Annotated in this window: 10 protein-coding genes; all 10 read left to right on the top strand. The window is 52.8% G+C overall.

Translation table 11 applies throughout. From position 1 onward, the window contains the following. The 10 genes from glcB to gspG all read left to right on the top strand — a co-directional run bounded on the left by glcB (position 1) and on the right by gspG (position 16,956). On the top strand, positions 1 to 2,172 hold the full coding sequence (glcB, locus tag AACU94_RS01075) for a malate synthase G (RefSeq protein ID WP_135488765.1): 2,172 nt from the start codon (positions 1 to 3) through the stop codon (positions 2,170 to 2,172). 355 nt (positions 2,173 to 2,527) lie between these two features. Then, entirely contained in the window at positions 2,528 to 4,210 is a 1,683-nt protein-coding gene (gene glcA, locus AACU94_RS01080) for a glycolate permease GlcA (RefSeq protein ID WP_000259282.1), read from the top strand. Positions 4,211 to 4,705: 495 nt separating this feature from the next. Beyond that, complete coding sequence (sslE, locus tag AACU94_RS01085) at positions 4,706 to 9,262, top strand: lipoprotein metalloprotease SslE (protein WP_135488766.1); 4,557 nt, start codon at positions 4,706 to 4,708, stop codon at positions 9,260 to 9,262. A gap of 155 nt (positions 9,263 to 9,417) precedes the next feature. Continuing rightward, a complete protein-coding gene (gene pppA / locus AACU94_RS01090) occupies positions 9,418 to 10,227 on the top strand; it encodes a prepilin peptidase PppA (RefSeq protein ID WP_135488767.1) in 810 nt (269 codons plus the stop codon). 65 nt (positions 10,228 to 10,292) lie between these two features. Next, complete coding sequence (gspS2, locus tag AACU94_RS01095) at positions 10,293 to 10,703, top strand: type II secretion system pilot lipoprotein GspS-beta (protein ID WP_001504708.1); 411 nt, start codon at positions 10,293 to 10,295, stop codon at positions 10,701 to 10,703. A 15-nt stretch (positions 10,704 to 10,718) separates the two neighbouring features. Further along, a complete protein-coding gene (gspC, locus tag AACU94_RS01100; protein WP_135488768.1) occupies positions 10,719 to 11,678 on the top strand; it encodes a type II secretion system protein GspC in 960 nt (319 codons plus the stop codon). 29 nt (positions 11,679 to 11,707) lie between these two features. Further along, positions 11,708 to 13,768 carry a type II secretion system secretin GspD gene (gene gspD / locus AACU94_RS01105; RefSeq protein ID WP_130218097.1) on the top strand — a complete coding sequence of 687 codons (2,061 nt, stop codon included), beginning with the start codon at positions 11,708 to 11,710 and terminating at the stop codon, positions 13,766 to 13,768. Then, positions 13,768 to 15,261: a type II secretion system ATPase GspE gene (gspE, locus tag AACU94_RS01110; RefSeq protein WP_135488769.1), complete on the top strand. Its 1,494-nt coding sequence runs from the start codon at positions 13,768 to 13,770 to the stop codon at positions 15,259 to 15,261. The genes gspD and gspE overlap by 1 nt, the downstream gene beginning before the upstream one ends. Then, entirely contained in the window at positions 15,261 to 16,484 is a 1,224-nt protein-coding gene (gene gspF / locus AACU94_RS01115; protein ID WP_135488770.1) for a type II secretion system inner membrane protein GspF, read from the top strand. The genes gspE and gspF overlap by 1 nt, the downstream gene beginning before the upstream one ends. 16 nt (positions 16,485 to 16,500) lie before the next feature. After that, positions 16,501 to 16,956, top strand: coding sequence for a type II secretion system major pseudopilin GspG (gspG, locus tag AACU94_RS01120; protein ID WP_001087289.1), 456 nt, complete (start codon positions 16,501 to 16,503; stop codon positions 16,954 to 16,956).

Raw genomic sequence — 16,956 nt, forward strand, 5'->3', positions numbered from 1 at the left:
ATGAGTCAAACCATAACCCAGGGCCGTTTACGCATTGACGCCAATTTTAAACGTTTTGTGGATGAAGAAGTTTTACCGGGAACAGGGCTGGACGCTGCGGCGTTCTGGCGCAATTTTGATGAGATCGTTCACGATCTGGCGCCAGAAAATCGTCACTTACTGGCAGAACGCGATCGCATTCAGGCGGCGCTGGACGAATGGCATCGCAGCAATCCGGGTCCGGTAAAAGACAAAGCGGCTTATAAATCTTTCCTGCGTGAACTGGGCTATCTCGTGCCGCAGCCGGACCACGTTACGGTGGAAACCACGGGCATCGACAGTGAAATCACCAGTCAGGCGGGGCCACAGCTGGTGGTTCCGGCAATGAACGCCCGCTACGCGCTGAACGCGGCGAACGCTCGCTGGGGCTCACTGTACGATGCGTTATACGGCAGCGACATCATCCCGCAGGAAGGGGCGATGGTCAGCGGCTACGATCCGCAGCGCGGTGAGCAGGTTATCGCCTGGGTTCGGCGTTTCCTCGATGAATCTCTACCGCTGGAAAACGGCAGCTATCAGGATGTCGTGGCGTTTAAGGTGGTCAACAAACAATTACGTATCCAGTTGAAAAATGGTAAAGAAACCACGTTACGTACTCCGGCACAGTTTGTCGGTTACCGTGGCAATGCCGCTGCGCCGACCTGCATTTTGCTGAAAAATAACGGCCTGCATATTGAGCTGCAAATCGATGCCAACGGGCGGATTGGCAAAGACGATCCGGCGCACATCAACGACGTTATCGTTGAAGCCGCCATCAGTACCATTCTCGACTGTGAAGATTCGGTCGCGGCGGTTGATGCGGAAGATAAAATCCTGCTGTACCGCAACTTGCTGGGCCTGATGCAGGGGACTCTGCAAGAGAAAATGGAGAAAAACGGTCGGCAAATCGTGCGTAAACTGAATGACGATCGTCAGTACACCGCCGCCGATGGCTCTGAAATTTCTCTGCACGGACGCTCGTTGCTGTTTATCCGCAACGTGGGTCATTTGATGACCATTCCTGTGATTTGGGACAGCGAAGGCAATGAAATCCCGGAAGGCATTCTTGATGGCGTCATGACTGGCGCGATCGCCCTCTATGATTTAAAAGTGCAGAAAAACTCGCGCACTGGCAGCGTCTATATTGTGAAGCCGAAAATGCACGGTCCGCAGGAAGTGGCGTTCGCCAACAAACTGTTTACCCGCGTTGAGGCAATGCTCGGTATGGCACCGAATACCCTGAAAATGGGCATTATGGATGAAGAACGCCGGACCTCGCTGAACTTGCGTAGCTGTATCGCTCAGGCGCGCAACCGCGTGGCGTTCATCAATACCGGTTTCCTCGACCGTACTGGCGATGAGATGCATTCGGTGATGGAAGCGGGCCCGATGCTGCGTAAAAACCAGATGAAATCGACGCCGTGGATCAAAGCCTACGAGCGCAATAACGTGCTTTCCGGTCTGTTCTGCGGGCTGCGCGGTAAAGCGCAAATCGGCAAAGGCATGTGGGCAATGCCGGACCTGATGGCAGACATGTACAGCCAGAAGGGCGACCAGTTACGTGCCGGGGCAAACACGGCCTGGGTTCCGTCGCCAACTGCCGCTACGCTCCATGCGCTGCACTACCACCAAACCAACGTACAGAGCGTGCAAGCCAACATTGCCCAGACCGAGTTCAATGCTGAATTTGAACCGCTGCTGGACGATCTGCTGACCATTCCGGTTGCTGAAAACGCTAACTGGTCGGCGCAAGAGATCCAACAAGAGCTGGATAACAACGTGCAGGGAATTCTGGGCTACGTGGTGCGTTGGGTAGAGCAGGGGATTGGTTGTTCAAAAGTGCCGGATATTCACAACGTGGCGCTGATGGAAGACCGTGCAACGCTGCGCATCTCCAGCCAGCATATTGCCAACTGGTTACGTCACGGCATCCTGACCAAAGAGCAGGTGCAGGCGTCGCTGGAGAACATGGCGAAGGTGGTTGATCAGCAAAACGCTGGCGATCCGGCTTATCGTCCGATGGCGGGGAATTTCGCTAACTCGTGTGCCTTTAAAGCCGCCAGCGATTTGATCTTCCTCGGCGTGAAACAGCCAAACGGTTATACCGAACCGTTATTACACGCCTGGCGTTTACGTGAAAAAGAAAGTCATTAATAGCGTCAAAAAAAGCCCCGGCAAGTTTTATTGTCGGGGCTATTATAGTTACTGCGCTAGTACATTTATCCCGGAAATAACCGGAGCGATTATCAGGGTTTAACAATATTAAATACCCGTAGCGCATCACTAGCGGGATTAAAACAACAATATGGACATCTTAACGATACTCTGCACCTGCGTGTGCGGAACAGAAACCCTTACCCGATATACTTGTTATGCCAGAGGTAGCAATTGCGTTAGCAGCGTACTGTTGCTGTAAAGTATAACGCCTATATTTTACAGTTCAGTCCTCTTTTGCTTATTACAACCTTAATCATATCAAGCATATAAAGATAATAAGAGACTGAACAATATGGTTACCTGGACCCAAATGTATATGCCGATGGGAGGACTGGGGCTATCCGCTCTGGTTGCCCTGATCCCAATAATATTCTTCTTCGTTGCACTTGCGGTATTACGTCTGAAAGGACATGTCGCCGGAGCAATAACCCTTATATTATCTATCCTGATTGCGATATTCGCCTTTAAAATGCCGATTGATATGGCATTTGCTGCTGCGGGCTATGGCTTTATTTATGGATTATGGCCTATTGCGTGGATTATTGTCGCGGCGGTATTCCTGTATAAATTAACCGTTGCCAGCGGTCAGTTTGATATTATCCGCAGCTCGGTTATCTCCATCACCGACGATCAGCGTTTGCAGGTGTTACTGATTGGTTTCTCCTTTGGCGCGTTGCTGGAAGGGGCGGCTGGCTTTGGTGCGCCGGTGGCGATTACTGGCGCACTGCTGGTGGGGCTGGGCTTCAAACCGTTATACGCGGCGGGGCTGTGTCTGATAGCTAACACTGCGCCGGTGGCGTTTGGTGCGTTGGGCGTGCCAATTCTGGTCGCCGGTCAGGTGACCGGAATCGATCCGTTCGACATTGGTGCTATGGCAGGACGCCAGTTGCCGTTCCTGTCGGTACTGGTGCCGTTCTGGCTGGTAGCAATGATGGACGGCTGGAAAGGGGTGAAAGAGACGTGGCCCGCGGCGCTGGTTGCAGGGGGAAGCTTCGCTGTCACTCAGTTCTTTACCTCTAACTATATTGGCCCGGAACTGCCGGATATTACTTCGGCGCTGGTGAGTATCGTCTCACTCTCTTTATTCCTTAAAGTCTGGCGACCGAAAAATACCGAAACGGCAATCAGCATGGGGCAATCCGCAGGTGCGATGGTGGTGAATAAACCGTCTTCTGGCGGCCCGGTACCGTCAGAATATAGTCTGGGGCAAATCATTCGCGCGTGGTCACCGTTTTTAATCTTAACGGTACTGGTCACCATCTGGACCATGAAACCGTTTAAAGCGTTATTTGCTCCGGGCGGCGCGTTTTATTCGCTGGTGATTAATTTCCAGATCCCTCATTTGCATCAACAAGTCTTGAAAGCGGCCCCCATTGTCGCCCAGCCGACGCCAATGGACGCGGTGTTTAAATTCGACCCGCTCTCTGCTGGCGGCACCGCTATTTTCATTGCAGCGATTATCTCTATCTTCATCCTCGGCGTGGGGATCAAGAAAGGTATTGGCGTCTTTGCCGAAACGCTAATTAGCCTGAAGTGGCCGATACTATCGATTGGCATGGTGCTGGCATTTGCCTTCGTGACCAACTATTCCGGTATGTCCACCACGCTGGCGCTGGTACTGGCGGGTACTGGTGTGATGTTCCCGTTCTTTTCGCCATTCCTCGGCTGGCTGGGGGTATTCCTTACCGGCTCGGACACCTCCTCGAACGCTCTGTTTGGTTCACTGCAATCAACCACGGCGCAGCAAATCAACGTCTCTGACACTCTGCTGGTGGCAGCAAATACCAGCGGCGGCGTAACTGGCAAGATGATCTCCCCACAATCTATCGCCGTGGCCTGCGCCGCGACGGGCATGGTGGGCCGAGAATCTGAACTGTTCCGCTACACCGTGAAGCACAGTCTGATTTTTGCCAGCGTTATCGGCATTATCACCCTGCTGCAGGCGTATGTGTTTACCGGGATGTTAGTTTCGTAAGTCAATAATGCCGGATGATCGTTAATATCATCCGGCTTCTTTCTATTCTCGTTTCATTATCCTGGCTAAATAATTGTAAAATTATTTCGTGGTTTATTATCCACGCATAAATAATATTTTATGTTCAGATAACTTGCTAAATAATTAAGGGGTTGAGAATATCTATTTTTTTGTCACGCAAAACAAGTCTGTATTAATTGTGTTCGCTTGATGAGCAAACACCGTGCTATCTGTTGCTTTTGCAATCGCAATCGTTAAAACTATCAACAACTTGGGATAGTTACATTGTGAATAATTGTTACTTTTTTGTTTGTTGAATCTTTTTATAAATACCCCGTCTGACATCGAATAGGGGATATTCTTATAAATTTCACCTGTTTCGTTATCAATAATGCAGTTTTTTTAAGAATGGAGGAAGTTATTAGAGAAGCTAAAACATAAAACTATTTCCCCAGTTACGAATTTTTTAACTATATTTTGTCACTTGCGTTATTAATGAATAAGAAATTTAAATATAAAAAATCGCTTTTAGCGGCTATTTTAAGCGCAACCTTATTAACCGGTTGTGACGGCGGCGGTTCAGGTTCTTCCTCCGATACTCCGCCTGTAGATTCTGGAACTGGGTCTTTGCCGGAAGTGAAACCCGATCCAACGCCAACCCCGGAGCCGACGCCGGACCCGGAACCTACGCCGGATCCGACACCTGATCCAGAGCCAACACCAGAACCGGAGCCAGAACCTGTTCCTACGAAAACCGGTTATCTGACCCTGGGCGGAAGCCAGCGGGTAATCGGTGCTACCTGTAATGGTGAATCCAGCGACGGCTTTACTTTTACACCTGGCGAGAACGTTACTTGCGTGGCAGGTAACACGACAATTGCCACCTTCAACACTCAGTCAGAAGCTGCGCGTAGCTTGCGTGCGGTTGAAAAAGTGTCGTTTAGCCTTGAGGATGCGCAAGAACTGGCGGGGTCCGATGACAAGAAAAGCAATGCGCTCTCGCTGGTAACCTCCATGAATAGTTGTCCGGCGGATACAGAACAGGTTTGCCTGACGTTCTCCTCGGTGATCGAGAGTAAACGCTTCGACTCGCTGTATAAGCAAATCGATCTGGCACCGGAAGAGTTCAAAAAGCTGGTCAATGAAGAGGTGGAAAACAATGCTGCGACTGATAAAGCGCCATCCACTCATACTTCACCGGTTGTGCCAGTCACCACGCCGGGAACAAAACCGGATCTGAACGCTTCCTTCGTGTCGGCTAACGCGGAACAGTTTTATCAGTATCAACCTACGGAAATCATTCTCTCCGAAGGCCGACTGGTAGATAGCATGGGCAATGGTGTGGTTGGCGTAAATTACTACACCAGCTCAGGCCGTGGCGTAACTGGAGAAAACGGCAAATTCAACTTCAGCTGGGGCGAAACCATCTCCTTTGGTATCGACACCTTTGAACTGGGCTCAGTACGCGGCAATAAGTCGACTATTGCGCTGACGGAACTGGGCGACGAAGTTCGCGGCGCGAATATTGATCAGCTTATTCATCGTTACTCCCAGGCCGGAAAAAATGATGAGCGTGAAGTGCCGGACGTAGTGCGTAAGGTCTTTGCCGAGTATCCCAACGTGATCAACGAGATTATCAATCTCTCGTTATCCAATGGCGAGGCGTTGAGCGAAGGCGATCAAACCTTTGAGCGGACAAACGAATTTCTTGAGCAGTTTGAATCCGGGCAGGCTAAAGAGATTGATACGGCGATTTGTGACTCCCTTGGGGGCTGCAACTCTCAGCGTTGGTTCTCGTTGACAGCACGCAATGTTAACGAAGGTCAGATTCAGGGCGTTATCAACAAGCTGTGGGGTGTGGATAAAGATTACAAATCTGTGACGAAATTCCACGTCTTCCATGACTCTACCAACTTCTATGGCAGCACCGGTAATGCGCGCGGTCAGGCAGTGGTGAATATCTCCAACGCGGCCTTCCCGATTCTGATGGCGCGTAATGATAAAAACTACTGGCTGGCCTTCGGCGAAAAACGCGCCTGGGATAAAAACGAGCTGGCGTACATTACTGAAGCGCCTTCTCTTGTGGTACCTGAAAACGTTACGCGCGATACCGCGACCTTCAACCTGCCATTTATCTCGCTGGGGCAAGTCGGTGAGGGCAAACTGATGGTTATCGGTAACCCGCACTACAACAGCATTTTACGTTGCCCGAACGGTTACAGCTGGAACGGGAGCGTTAATAAAGACGGACAGTGTACGCTCGACAGCGATCCGGACGACATGAAGAACTTCATGGAGAACGTACTGCGCTATCTGTCAAATGAACGCTGGCTGCCGGATGCGAAGAGCAGTATGACCGTGGGCACTAACCTGGATACGGTTTATTTCAAAAAAGCGGGTCAGGTATTAGGAAATAGTGCTCCGTTTGCTTTCCATAAGGATTTCGCAGGTATCACGGTTAAACCGTTGACCAGTTATGGCAATCTGAATCCAGATGAAGTTCCTCTGCTGATCCTCAATGGCTTTGAGTATGTGACTCAGTGGTCTGGCGATCCCTATGCAGTGCCTCTGCGTGCAGATACCAGCAAACCGAAGCTGACCCAGCAGGATGTGACGGATCTGATCGCCTATCTGAACAAAGGCGGATCGGTGCTGATCATGGAAAATGTGATGAGCAATCTTAAGGAAGAGAGCGCATCAGGCTTTGTACGTCTGCTTGATGCCGCAGGTCTGTCGATGGCGCTTAACAAATCGGTGGTGAATACCGATCCGCAGGGTTATCCAGACCGCGTGCGCCAGCGTCGAGCGACTGGCATTTGGGTTTATGAACGTTATCCGGTTGTGGAAGGTGAACTGCCGTACACCATTGATTCCCAAACAGGAAAAGTTACCTGGAAATATCAGATTGATAACAAACCTGATAAGAAACCGAAACTGGAAGTTGCCAGCTGGCAGGAAGATGTCGATGGCAAACAGGTCAAACGCTATGCCTTTATCGATGAGGCGGAGTTTAAAACAAAAGAGTCTCTGGAGGCGGCAAAGGCAAAAATCTTTGAGGCGTTTCCTGGATTAAAGGAATGTAAGGACCCGGCATATCACTATGAGGTCAACTGTCTGGAATACCGCCCGGGCACGGGAGTTCCTGTAACGCCAGAGAATAATACTGGCATGTTTGTTCCGCGCTATACGCAACTGAATCTCAGCGCCGACACTGCGAAAGCGATGGTGCAGGCTGCGGATTTAGGCACCAACATTCAGCGCCTGTATCAGCATGAGCTCTACTTCCGGACCAATGGTCGCAAAGGTGAGCGTCTGAGCAGCGTCGATCTGGAACGTCTGTACCAGAACATGTCGGTCTGGCTGTGGAATGAAATTGAATATAGCTATGACAGCAGCAAGGATGACGAGCTGGGCTTTAAAACGTTCACCGAGTTCCTGAACTGCTACGCCAACGATGCTTACACCAAAGGTACGCTGTGCTCCGCAGAGCTGAAACAATCGCTGATCGATAACAAGATGATCTACGGTGAAGGCAGCAAAGCGGGCATGATGAACCCGAGCTATCCGCTCAACTATATGGAAAAACCGCTGACGCGCCTGATGCTGGGCCGTTCCTGGTGGGATCTGAACATCAAAGTTGATGTCGAGAAGTATCCGGGGGCGGTATCGGAAGAGGGGCAGGAGGTTACTGAAAGCATCAGCCTGTACTCGAATCCGACCAAATGGTTTGCGGGTAACATGCAGTCTACTGGCCTGTGGGCTCCGGCTCAGAAAGAGGTCACCATTAAGTCCAATGCGGACGTTCCTGTGACTGTCACCGTGGCGCTGGCCGACGACCTGACCGGACGTGAGAAGCATGAAGTTGCTCTGAACCGTCCGCCAAAAGTGACGAAAACCTATGATCTGGATGCTCAAGGCACGGTGACCTTCAAGGTGCCTTACGGTGGTCTGATTTATATCAAGGGCAACAGCTCAAAGAATGAGTCAGCCAATTTCACCTTTACCGGTGTGGTAAAAGCGCCGTTCTATAAAGACGGCGAATGGAAAAACGATCTGAACTCCCCTGCGCCGCTGGGCGAACTGGAGTCTGCGTCGTTCGTCTATACCACTCCGAAGAAGAACCTGAATGCCAGCAATTACACGGGCGGCCTGAAACAATTCGCTGAGGATCTGGATACCTTTGCCAGCTCGATGAATGACTTCTACGGACGCGATGGCGAAAACGGCGACCACCGGATGTTTACCTTTGAAAACTTGCCGGGTCACAAACACCGTTTCACCAACGATGTGCAGATCTCCATCGGTGATGCGCACTCTGGTTATCCGGTAATGAACAGCAGCTTCTCGACGAACAGCACCACGCTGCCGACGACGCCGCTGAACGACTGGCTGATCTGGCATGAAGTAGGGCATAACGCCGCAGAAACACCACTGACTGTACCGGGCGCAACTGAAGTGGCGAACAACGTGCTGGCGCTGTACATGCAGGATCGCTATCTCGGCAAGATGAACCGTGTCGCTGAAGATATTACCGTCGCGCCGGAATATCTGGACGAGAGCAACGGTCAGGCATGGGCGCGCGGCGGTGCGGGTGACCGTCTGCTGATGTACGCGCAGCTGAAGGAATGGGCAGAGAAAAACTTTGATATCAAGAAATGGTATCCAGATAGCAAGCTGCCAGAGTTCTACAGCGAGCGTGAGGGGATGAAAGGCTGGAACCTCTTCCAGTTGATGCATCGTAAAGCGCGCGGCGATGATGTTGGTGACAAGACCTTTGGTGGCAAGAATTACTGTGCTGAATCCAATGGTAACGCTGCCGACACGCTGATGCTGTGCGCCTCCTGGGTCGCCCAGACGGATCTTTCGGAGTTCTTTAAGAAATGGAATCCGGGCGCGAATGCTTACCAGCTGCCGGGGGCAAGCGAGATGAGCTTCGAGGGCGGTGTGAGCCAGTCGGCTTACAACACGCTGGCGTCACTCGATCTGCCGAAACCGAAGCAAGGGCCGGAAACCATTAATAAGGTTACAGAGTATTCGATGCCTGCTGAATAACCCGGATAAGGCGTTCACGCCCCATCCGGCATGAAATAAGGCGCATCGGGTTAACACATTTGCCCGATGCGCCAGCTTATCGGGCCTGGAGGAAAGCCATATGGCATACACCTGCAGGCCCGCATCCGGCAAGTTACAACAAATAACCTTTAACCATGCTTTTTGATGTTTTTCAGCAATACCCCGCGGCGATGCCCGTCCTGGCAACCGTCGGAGGATTGATCATCGGCAGTTTTTTGAATGTGGTGATTTGGCGTTACCCCATCATGCTGCGCCAACAAATGGCGGAGTTCCATGGTGAAATGCCGAGTGCGCAGTCAAAAATAAGCCTTGCGCTTCCGCGTTCGCACTGCCCACATTGTCAGCAGACCATCCGGATACGTGACAACATTCCGCTGCTCTCCTGGCTGATGCTCAGAGGGCGCTGCCGCGACTGTCAGGCGAAAATCAGCAAGCGTTATCCGCTGGTGGAGTTATTGACGGCACTCGCTTTTTTGCTGGCGAGTCTGGTGTGGCCGGAAAGTGGATGGGGGCTGGCGGTGATGATATTATCCGCCTGGCTGATTGCCGCGAGCATCATCGACCTCGACAACCAATGGCTGCCCGATGTTTTTACTCAGGGCGTATTGTGGACCGGGCTGATTGCGGCATGGGCGCAGCAGAGTCCGCTCACGCTACAAGACGCAGTTACCGGCGTACTGGTGGGGTTTGTCACTTTTTACTCCCTGCGCTGGATAGCCGGAATAGTTCTGCGTAAAGAAGCATTAGGCATGGGCGATGTATTACTCTTCGCCGCTTTAGGTGGCTGGGTGGGGGCGTTGTCGCTGCCCAATGTTGCTTTAATCGCCTCATGCTGCGGCCTGATATATGCCGTTATTACAAAGAAAGGATCAACGACGCTGCCTTTTGGACCGTGTTTAAGTCTGGGCGGTATAGCAACACTTTATCTACAGGCATTGCTTTAATGATAACAACGTCATTATCGAAGTGACATTTTTACTCTTATTAATAACCTTAGAGATTATTTACCATGTCGATAAAAAAGATGCCAGGGAGGGTATTAATATCGCTATTGTTGAGCGTTACAGGATTATTAAGTGGCTGCGCCAGCCATAATGAAAACGCCAGTTTACTGGCGAAAAAACAGGCGCAAAATATCAGTCAAAACCTGCCAATTAAATCTGCGGGATATACCTTAGTGCTGGCGCAAAGTAGTGGCACGACGGTAAAAATGACCATTATCAGCGAAGCGGGTACACAAACCACGCAGACGCCTGACGCCTTTTTAACCAGCTATCAACGACAAATGTGCGCTGATCCGACGGTGAAATTAATGATCACCGAGGGAATTAATTACAGCATAACGATTAATGATACACGCACAGGTAACCAGTATCAGCGGAAACTGGATCGTACCACCTGTGGAATAGTCAAAGCATAACGTCGGGTATATAAATTGGCGCGGGTTGTTTTTCGTGACGCACGAATTTATCTCATTCAGTGGCTGACTAAAATTCGTCACACTCTTAATCAGAGACAATCTCTTAATACAGACAAAGAGCATCTGCGAAAAATTATACGCGGGATGTTCTGGCTGATGCTGCTTATTATTTCTGCAAAAATGGCGTACTCATTCTGGCGCTATATCTCCTTTTCTGCGGAATATGCATCGGTTTCCCCATCGGTGAATAAACCGACCCGTGCGGATGCAAAAACGTTCGATAAAAACGACGTGCAATTAATCAGCCAGCAAAACTGGTTTGGCAAATATCAGCCCGTTGCCGCGCCCGTAAAACAACCCGAACCTGCGCCAGTGGCAGAAACGCGTCTTAACGTGGTACTGCGCGGGATCGCCTTTGGCGCCAGACCCGGCGCGGTTATTGAAGAAGGCGGCAAACAGCAGGTCTATTTGCAGGGCGAACGGCTTGGTTCTCACAACGCGGTGATTGAGGAAATCAACCGCGACCATGTGATGCTGCGCTATCAGGGAAAAATAGAGCGCCTGAGCCTGGCAGAAGAGGAACGTTCCACCGTAGCCGTGACCAACAAAAAAGCCGCCAGTGACGAAGCAAAGCAAGTTGTTGCTGAGCCTGCTGTCAGTGCGCCCGTTGAGATCCCGGCTGCCGTGCGTCAGGCGCTGGCGAAAGATCCACAGAAAATTTTTAACTATATCCAGCTTACGCCTGTGCGTAAGGAGGGGATTGTCGGTTATGCAGTGAAACCGGGGGCAGATCGTTCTCTGTTCGATGCCAGCGGTTTCAAGGAAGGCGATATCGCCATTGCGCTAAATCAGCAGGATTTCACTGATCCACGAGCAATGATTGCTCTGATGCGGCAGTTACCTTCAATGGATTCCATTCAACTTACGGTTTTACGCAAGGGTGCGCGCTACGACATTTCCATCGCGCTGCGCTAACCGCATTTAATCCAGGAGAATCATTCATCGTGTTTTGGCGTGATATTACGTTGTCGGTCTGGCGTAAGAAGACAACTGGCCTCAAAACAAAAAAGCGTTTACTGCCGCTGGTGCTGGCAGCGGCATTATGCAGTTCACCGGTCTGGGCGGAAGAAGCCACTTTCACCGCTAATTTTAAAGATACCGACCTGAAATCGTTCATCGAAACCGTCGGCGCTAACCTTAATAAGACCATCATTATGGGGCCGGGCGTACAGGGGAAAGTGAGTATTCGCACCATGACCCCGCTCAATGAACGTCAGTATTACCAGCTATTCCTTAACCTGCTGGAAGCACAGGGGTATGCCGTCGTACCGATGGAAAACGACGTGCTGAAGGTGGTGAAATCCAGCGCCGCGAAAGTCGAGCCGCTGCCGCTGGTCGGTGAAGGCAACGACAACTACGCGGGCGATGAAATGGTCACCAAAGTGGTGCCGGTACGCAATGTGTCGGTACGCGAACTGGCGCCGATTTTGCGCCAGATGATCGACAGCGCGGGCTCAGGCAACGTTGTTAATTACGATCCCTCCAACGTAATTATGCTCACCGGACGCGCCTCAGTCGTGGAGCGCCTTACGGAAGTGATCCAGCGTGTGGATCACGCGGGAAACCGCACCGAAGAGGTGATCCCGCTGGATAACGCCTCGGCTTCGGAAATTGCCCGCGTGCTGGAAAGCCTGACCAAAAATAGCGGCGAGAACCAGCCTGCAACGCTGAAATCACAGATTGTCGCCGACGAACGCACCAACAGTGTGATTGTCAGCGGTGACCCCGCCACGCGAGACAAAATGCGCCGCCTGATCCGTCGGCTGGACTCAGAAATGGAGCGCAGCGGCAACAGCCAGGTTTTCTATCTCAAATACAGCAAAGCCGAAGATCTGGTCGATGTGCTGAAGCAGGTCAGCGGCACGCTCACGGCGGCTAAAGAAGAGGCGGAAGGCACGGTCGGTAGCGGGCGTGAGGTTGTCTCCATCGCCGCCAGCAAACACAGTAATGCCCTGATTGTTACCGCGCCGCAGGACATCATGCAGTCGCTGCAAAGCGTGATTGAACAACTGGATATTCGCCGTGCTCAGGTGCATGTCGAGGCGTTGATCGTGGAAGTTGCCGAAGGCAGCAATATCAACTTCGGCGTGCAGTGGGCGTCGAAAGATGCTGGATTAATGCAGTTTGCTAACGGTACGCAGATCCCTATCGGCACGCTGGGGGCGGCGATTTCTCAGGCGAAACCGCAGAAAGGCTCCACGGTGATCAGCGAAAACGGCGCTACCACCATTAACCCGGACACCAACGGCGATCTCTCCACGCTCGCCCAGCTACTTTCCGGCTTTAGCGGTACCGCGGTTGGCGTGGTGAAAGGCGACTGGATGGCGCTGGTACAGGCGGTTAAAAACGACTCCAGCTCGAACGTTCTCTCCACGCCGAGCATCACCACGCTGGACAACCAGGAAGCCTTCTTCATGGTGGGCCAGGACGTTCCGGTATTAACCGGCTCTACCGTTGGTTCCAATAACAGCAATCCTTTCAATACGGTAGAGAGGAAAAAAGTCGGCATCATGCTGAAAGTCACGCCGCAGATTAACGAAGGTAACGCGGTACAGATGGTGATTGAGCAGGAAGTCTCGAAGGTGGAAGGACAGACCAGCCTCGACGTCGTGTTTGGTGAGCGCAAACTGAAAACTACCGTGCTGGCTAACGATGGTGAGCTGATTGTGCTTGGCGGTCTGATGGACGACCAGGCGGGAGAAAGCGTGGCGAAAGTGCCGCTGCTGGGCGATATCCCATTGATTGGTAACCTGTTTAAATCCACGGCGGATAAAAAAGAAAAACGTAACCTGATGGTGTTTATCCGCCCGACCATTCTGCGTGACGGTATGGCGGCAGACGGCGTGTCGCAGCGCAAATATAACTATATGCGCGCCGAGCAGATCTATCGCGATGAGCAAGGCTTAAGCCTGATGCCGCACACCGCGCAGCCGGTACTGCCTGCGCAAAATCAGGCTCTACCGCCGGAAGTTCGCGCGTTCCTTAATGCCGGGAGAACGCGTTAATGGTGCCTGTAGCACAGGAAACCACCGCTAACACCGTGCGTCTGCCCTACAGTTTCAGCCGTCGGTTTAGCCTGGTGGCATGGTGCGAAGCGTCGCTGGAGATCCTCCATGTTCATCCGTTGTCGCTCTCTGTGTTGCAGGAGCTGCAACGGGGGCTGAACGCGCCCTTTACGCTGCGGCAAATCGACGAGGCCGAATTTGAACAGCGGCTGAATGCGGTCTGGCAGCGGGACTCTTCCGAGGCCCGCCAGCTGATGGAAGATCTCGGTTCCGCCGAAGACTTCTTTACCCTCGCTGAAGAACTGCCAGAAACGGAAGATCTGCTGGAAAGTGACGACGATGCGCCGATCATCAAACTGATCAACGCCATGCTGGCAGAGGCGATTAAAGAAGGCGCTTCGGATATTCACATCGAGACATTTGAAAAGAGTCTGGTGATCCGTTTTCGCGTTGACGGCACATTACATGAAATGCTGCGCCCGGGGCGCAAACTGGCCTCGCTGCTGGTATCGCGTATCAAGGTGATGGCGCGGCTGGATATCGCCGAAAAGCGCGTACCGCAGGATGGACGTATTGCGCTGCTGCTGGGCGGTCGGGCGATTGACGTGCGTGTCTCCACTATGCCCTCTGCCTGGGGCGAGCGCGTGGTGCTGCGACTGCTGGACAAAAACCAGGCCCGCCTGACGCTGGAGCGTCTGGGGTTGAGTCAGCAACTGACCGTGCAGTTGCGCCAGCTACTGCACAAACCGCACGGCATTTTTCTGGTGACGGGGCCGACAGGTTCCGGCAAAAGCACCACGCTGTACGCCGGATTGCAGGAGCTGAACAACCACTCGCGCAACATTCTCACGGTTGAAGACCCCATCGAATACATGATTGAAGGGATCGGTCAGACGCAGGTCAACACCCGCGTCGGTATGACCTTCGCCCGTGGGCTGCGCGCGATTTTGCGTCAGGACCCGGATGTGGTGATGGTCGGTGAAATCCGCGATACCGAAACCGCAGAAATCGCCGTTCAGGCGTCATTGACCGGACACCTGGTACTTTCAACCCTGCATACCAACACGGCGGTGGGGGCGATCACGCGTTTGCAGGATATGGGCGTTGAGCCTTTCCTGCTCTCTTCCAGTTTGACGGGCGTGATGGCGCAGCGACTGGTCCGCACGCTGTGCACCGACTGCCGCCAGGCCCAGCCTGCCACTGACGAAGAAAAACGCCTGCTCGGGATTACCGACGCCCGTACTGTCACCCTGTACCATCCGCAGGGCTGCCCCGCCTGTAATCACAAAGGTTTTCGCGGACGTACTGCCATCCATGAACTGATTGTGGTGGACGCCACATTGCGTGATTTGATCCACCGTCAGGCCGGGGAACTGGAGCTGGAACGTTATGTCCGGCAACACTCTGCGGGTATCCGCAGTAACGGCATTGAGAAAGTGCTCGCCGGAGAAACCTCTCTCGATGAAGTTCTGCGGGTAACCATGGAGGCGTAATGGCACTGTTTTACTATCAGGCGCTGGAGCGTAATGGTCGCAAAACCAAAGGCATGATTGAGGCGGATTCCGCGCGTCATGCCCGTCAATTGTTACGCGGTAAAGACCTCATTCCCGTGCACATTGAAGCCCGGATGAATGCATCGGCAGGGGGAATGTTGCAGCGTCGGCGACATGCACATCGACGCGTGGCGGCGGCAGATCTGGCGCTGTTCACGCGCCAACTGGCAACGCTGGTGCAGGCAGCAATGCCGCTGGAAACCTGCTTGCAGGCGGTCAGTGAGCAAAGTGAAAAACTGCATGTGAAAAGCCTCGGAATGGCGCTGCGCAGCCGGATTCAGGAAGGTTATACCCTGTCGGACAGCCTGCGCGAACATCCCCGCGTCTTTGATTCTCTGTTTTGCTCGATGGTTGCTGCCGGAGAAAAAACCGGGCATCTCGATGTGGTGCTCAATCGCCTGGCAGATTACACCGAACAACGCCAGCGCCTGAAATCACGCCTGTTGCAAGCCATGCTCTATCCGCTGGTTCTGCTGGTGGTGGCAACGGGTGTGGTCACTATTTTGCTAACGGCAGTGGTGCCGAAAATCATCGAACAGTTCGATCATCTCGGACACGCGCTACCCGCCTCCACCCGAATGCTCATCGCTATGAGCGACGCGTTACAGGCCAGTGGTGTTTACTGGCTGGCGGGATTGCTGGGGCTTCTGGTGCTGGGGCAACGGCTACTCAAAAATCCTGCTATGCGCCTGCGCCGGGATAAAACCCTGCTGCGCCTGCCCGTGACGGGGCGTGTTGCGCGCGGGCTGAATACGGCGCGGTTTTCCCGCACATTAAGCATCCTCACCGCTAGCAGTGTTCCGCTACTGGAAGGCATTCAGACCGCTGCCGCTGTGTCGGCAAATCGCTATGTCGAGCAACAACTGCTGCTGGCGGCAGATCGCATCCGCGAAGGAAGCAGCCTGCGTGCCGCGCTGGCGGAGTTGCGCCTGTTCCCACCGATGATGCTGTACATGATCGCCTCCGGCGAACAGAGCGGCGAGCTGGAAACCATGCTTGAACAGGCCGCGGTCAACCAGGAACGGGAATTTGATACCCAGGTGGGGCTGGCGTTGGGGCTGTTTGAGCCTGCTCTGGTGGTGATGATGGCGGGTGTGGTGCTGTTTATCGTCATCGCCATCCTCGAACCGATGCTGCAACTGAACAATATGGTTGGAATGTAATTTACGGAGTTATCACATGAATTCGTTATCCCGCACACAAAAACCACGGGCAGGTTTTACCCTGCTGGAAGTGATGGTGGTGATTGTTATTCTTGGCGTTCTGGCAAGTCTGGTGGTGCCTAACCTGCTGGGCAACAAAGAGAAAGCGGACAGGCAAAAAGCCATCAGCGATATCGTGGCGCTGGAGAATGCGCTGGATATGTACCGACTGGATAACGGGCGTTATCCGACTACCGAGCAGGGGCTTGAGGCGCTGATCCAGCAACCAGCCAATATGGCGGACGCCCGCAACTACCGTACCGGTGGATACATCAAACGGCTGCCAAAAGATCCGTGGGGTAATGATTATCAGTATCTCAGCCCGGGTGAAAAAGGACTGTTTGATGTTTATACCCTGGGGGCGGATGGTCAGGAAAACGGGGAAGGTGCTGGTGCAGATATCGGTAACTGGAATTTGCAGGAGTTTCAGTAA

The organism is Escherichia sp. E4702, assembly GCF_963883545.1.
Taxonomy (GTDB): Bacteria; Pseudomonadota; Gammaproteobacteria; order Enterobacterales; family Enterobacteriaceae; genus Escherichia.

Bases quoted from the DNA above. Each gene is read 5' to 3' on its own strand.
- glcB (WP_135488765.1), top strand. From the start codon at position 1: ATGAGTCAAACCATAACCCAGGGCCGTTTACGCATTGACGCCAATTTT.
- glcA (WP_000259282.1), top strand. From the start codon at position 2,528: ATGGTTACCTGGACCCAAATGTATATGCCGATGGGAGGACTGGGGCTA.
- sslE (WP_135488766.1), top strand. From the start codon at position 4,706: ATGAATAAGAAATTTAAATATAAAAAATCGCTTTTAGCGGCTATTTTA.
- pppA (WP_135488767.1), top strand. From the start codon at position 9,418: ATGCTTTTTGATGTTTTTCAGCAATACCCCGCGGCGATGCCCGTCCTG.
- gspS2 (WP_001504708.1), top strand. From the start codon at position 10,293: ATGTCGATAAAAAAGATGCCAGGGAGGGTATTAATATCGCTATTGTTG.
- gspE (WP_135488769.1), top strand. From the start codon at position 13,768: ATGGTGCCTGTAGCACAGGAAACCACCGCTAACACCGTGCGTCTGCCC.
- gspF (WP_135488770.1), top strand. From the start codon at position 15,261: ATGGCACTGTTTTACTATCAGGCGCTGGAGCGTAATGGTCGCAAAACC.
- gspG (WP_001087289.1), top strand. From the start codon at position 16,501: ATGAATTCGTTATCCCGCACACAAAAACCACGGGCAGGTTTTACCCTG.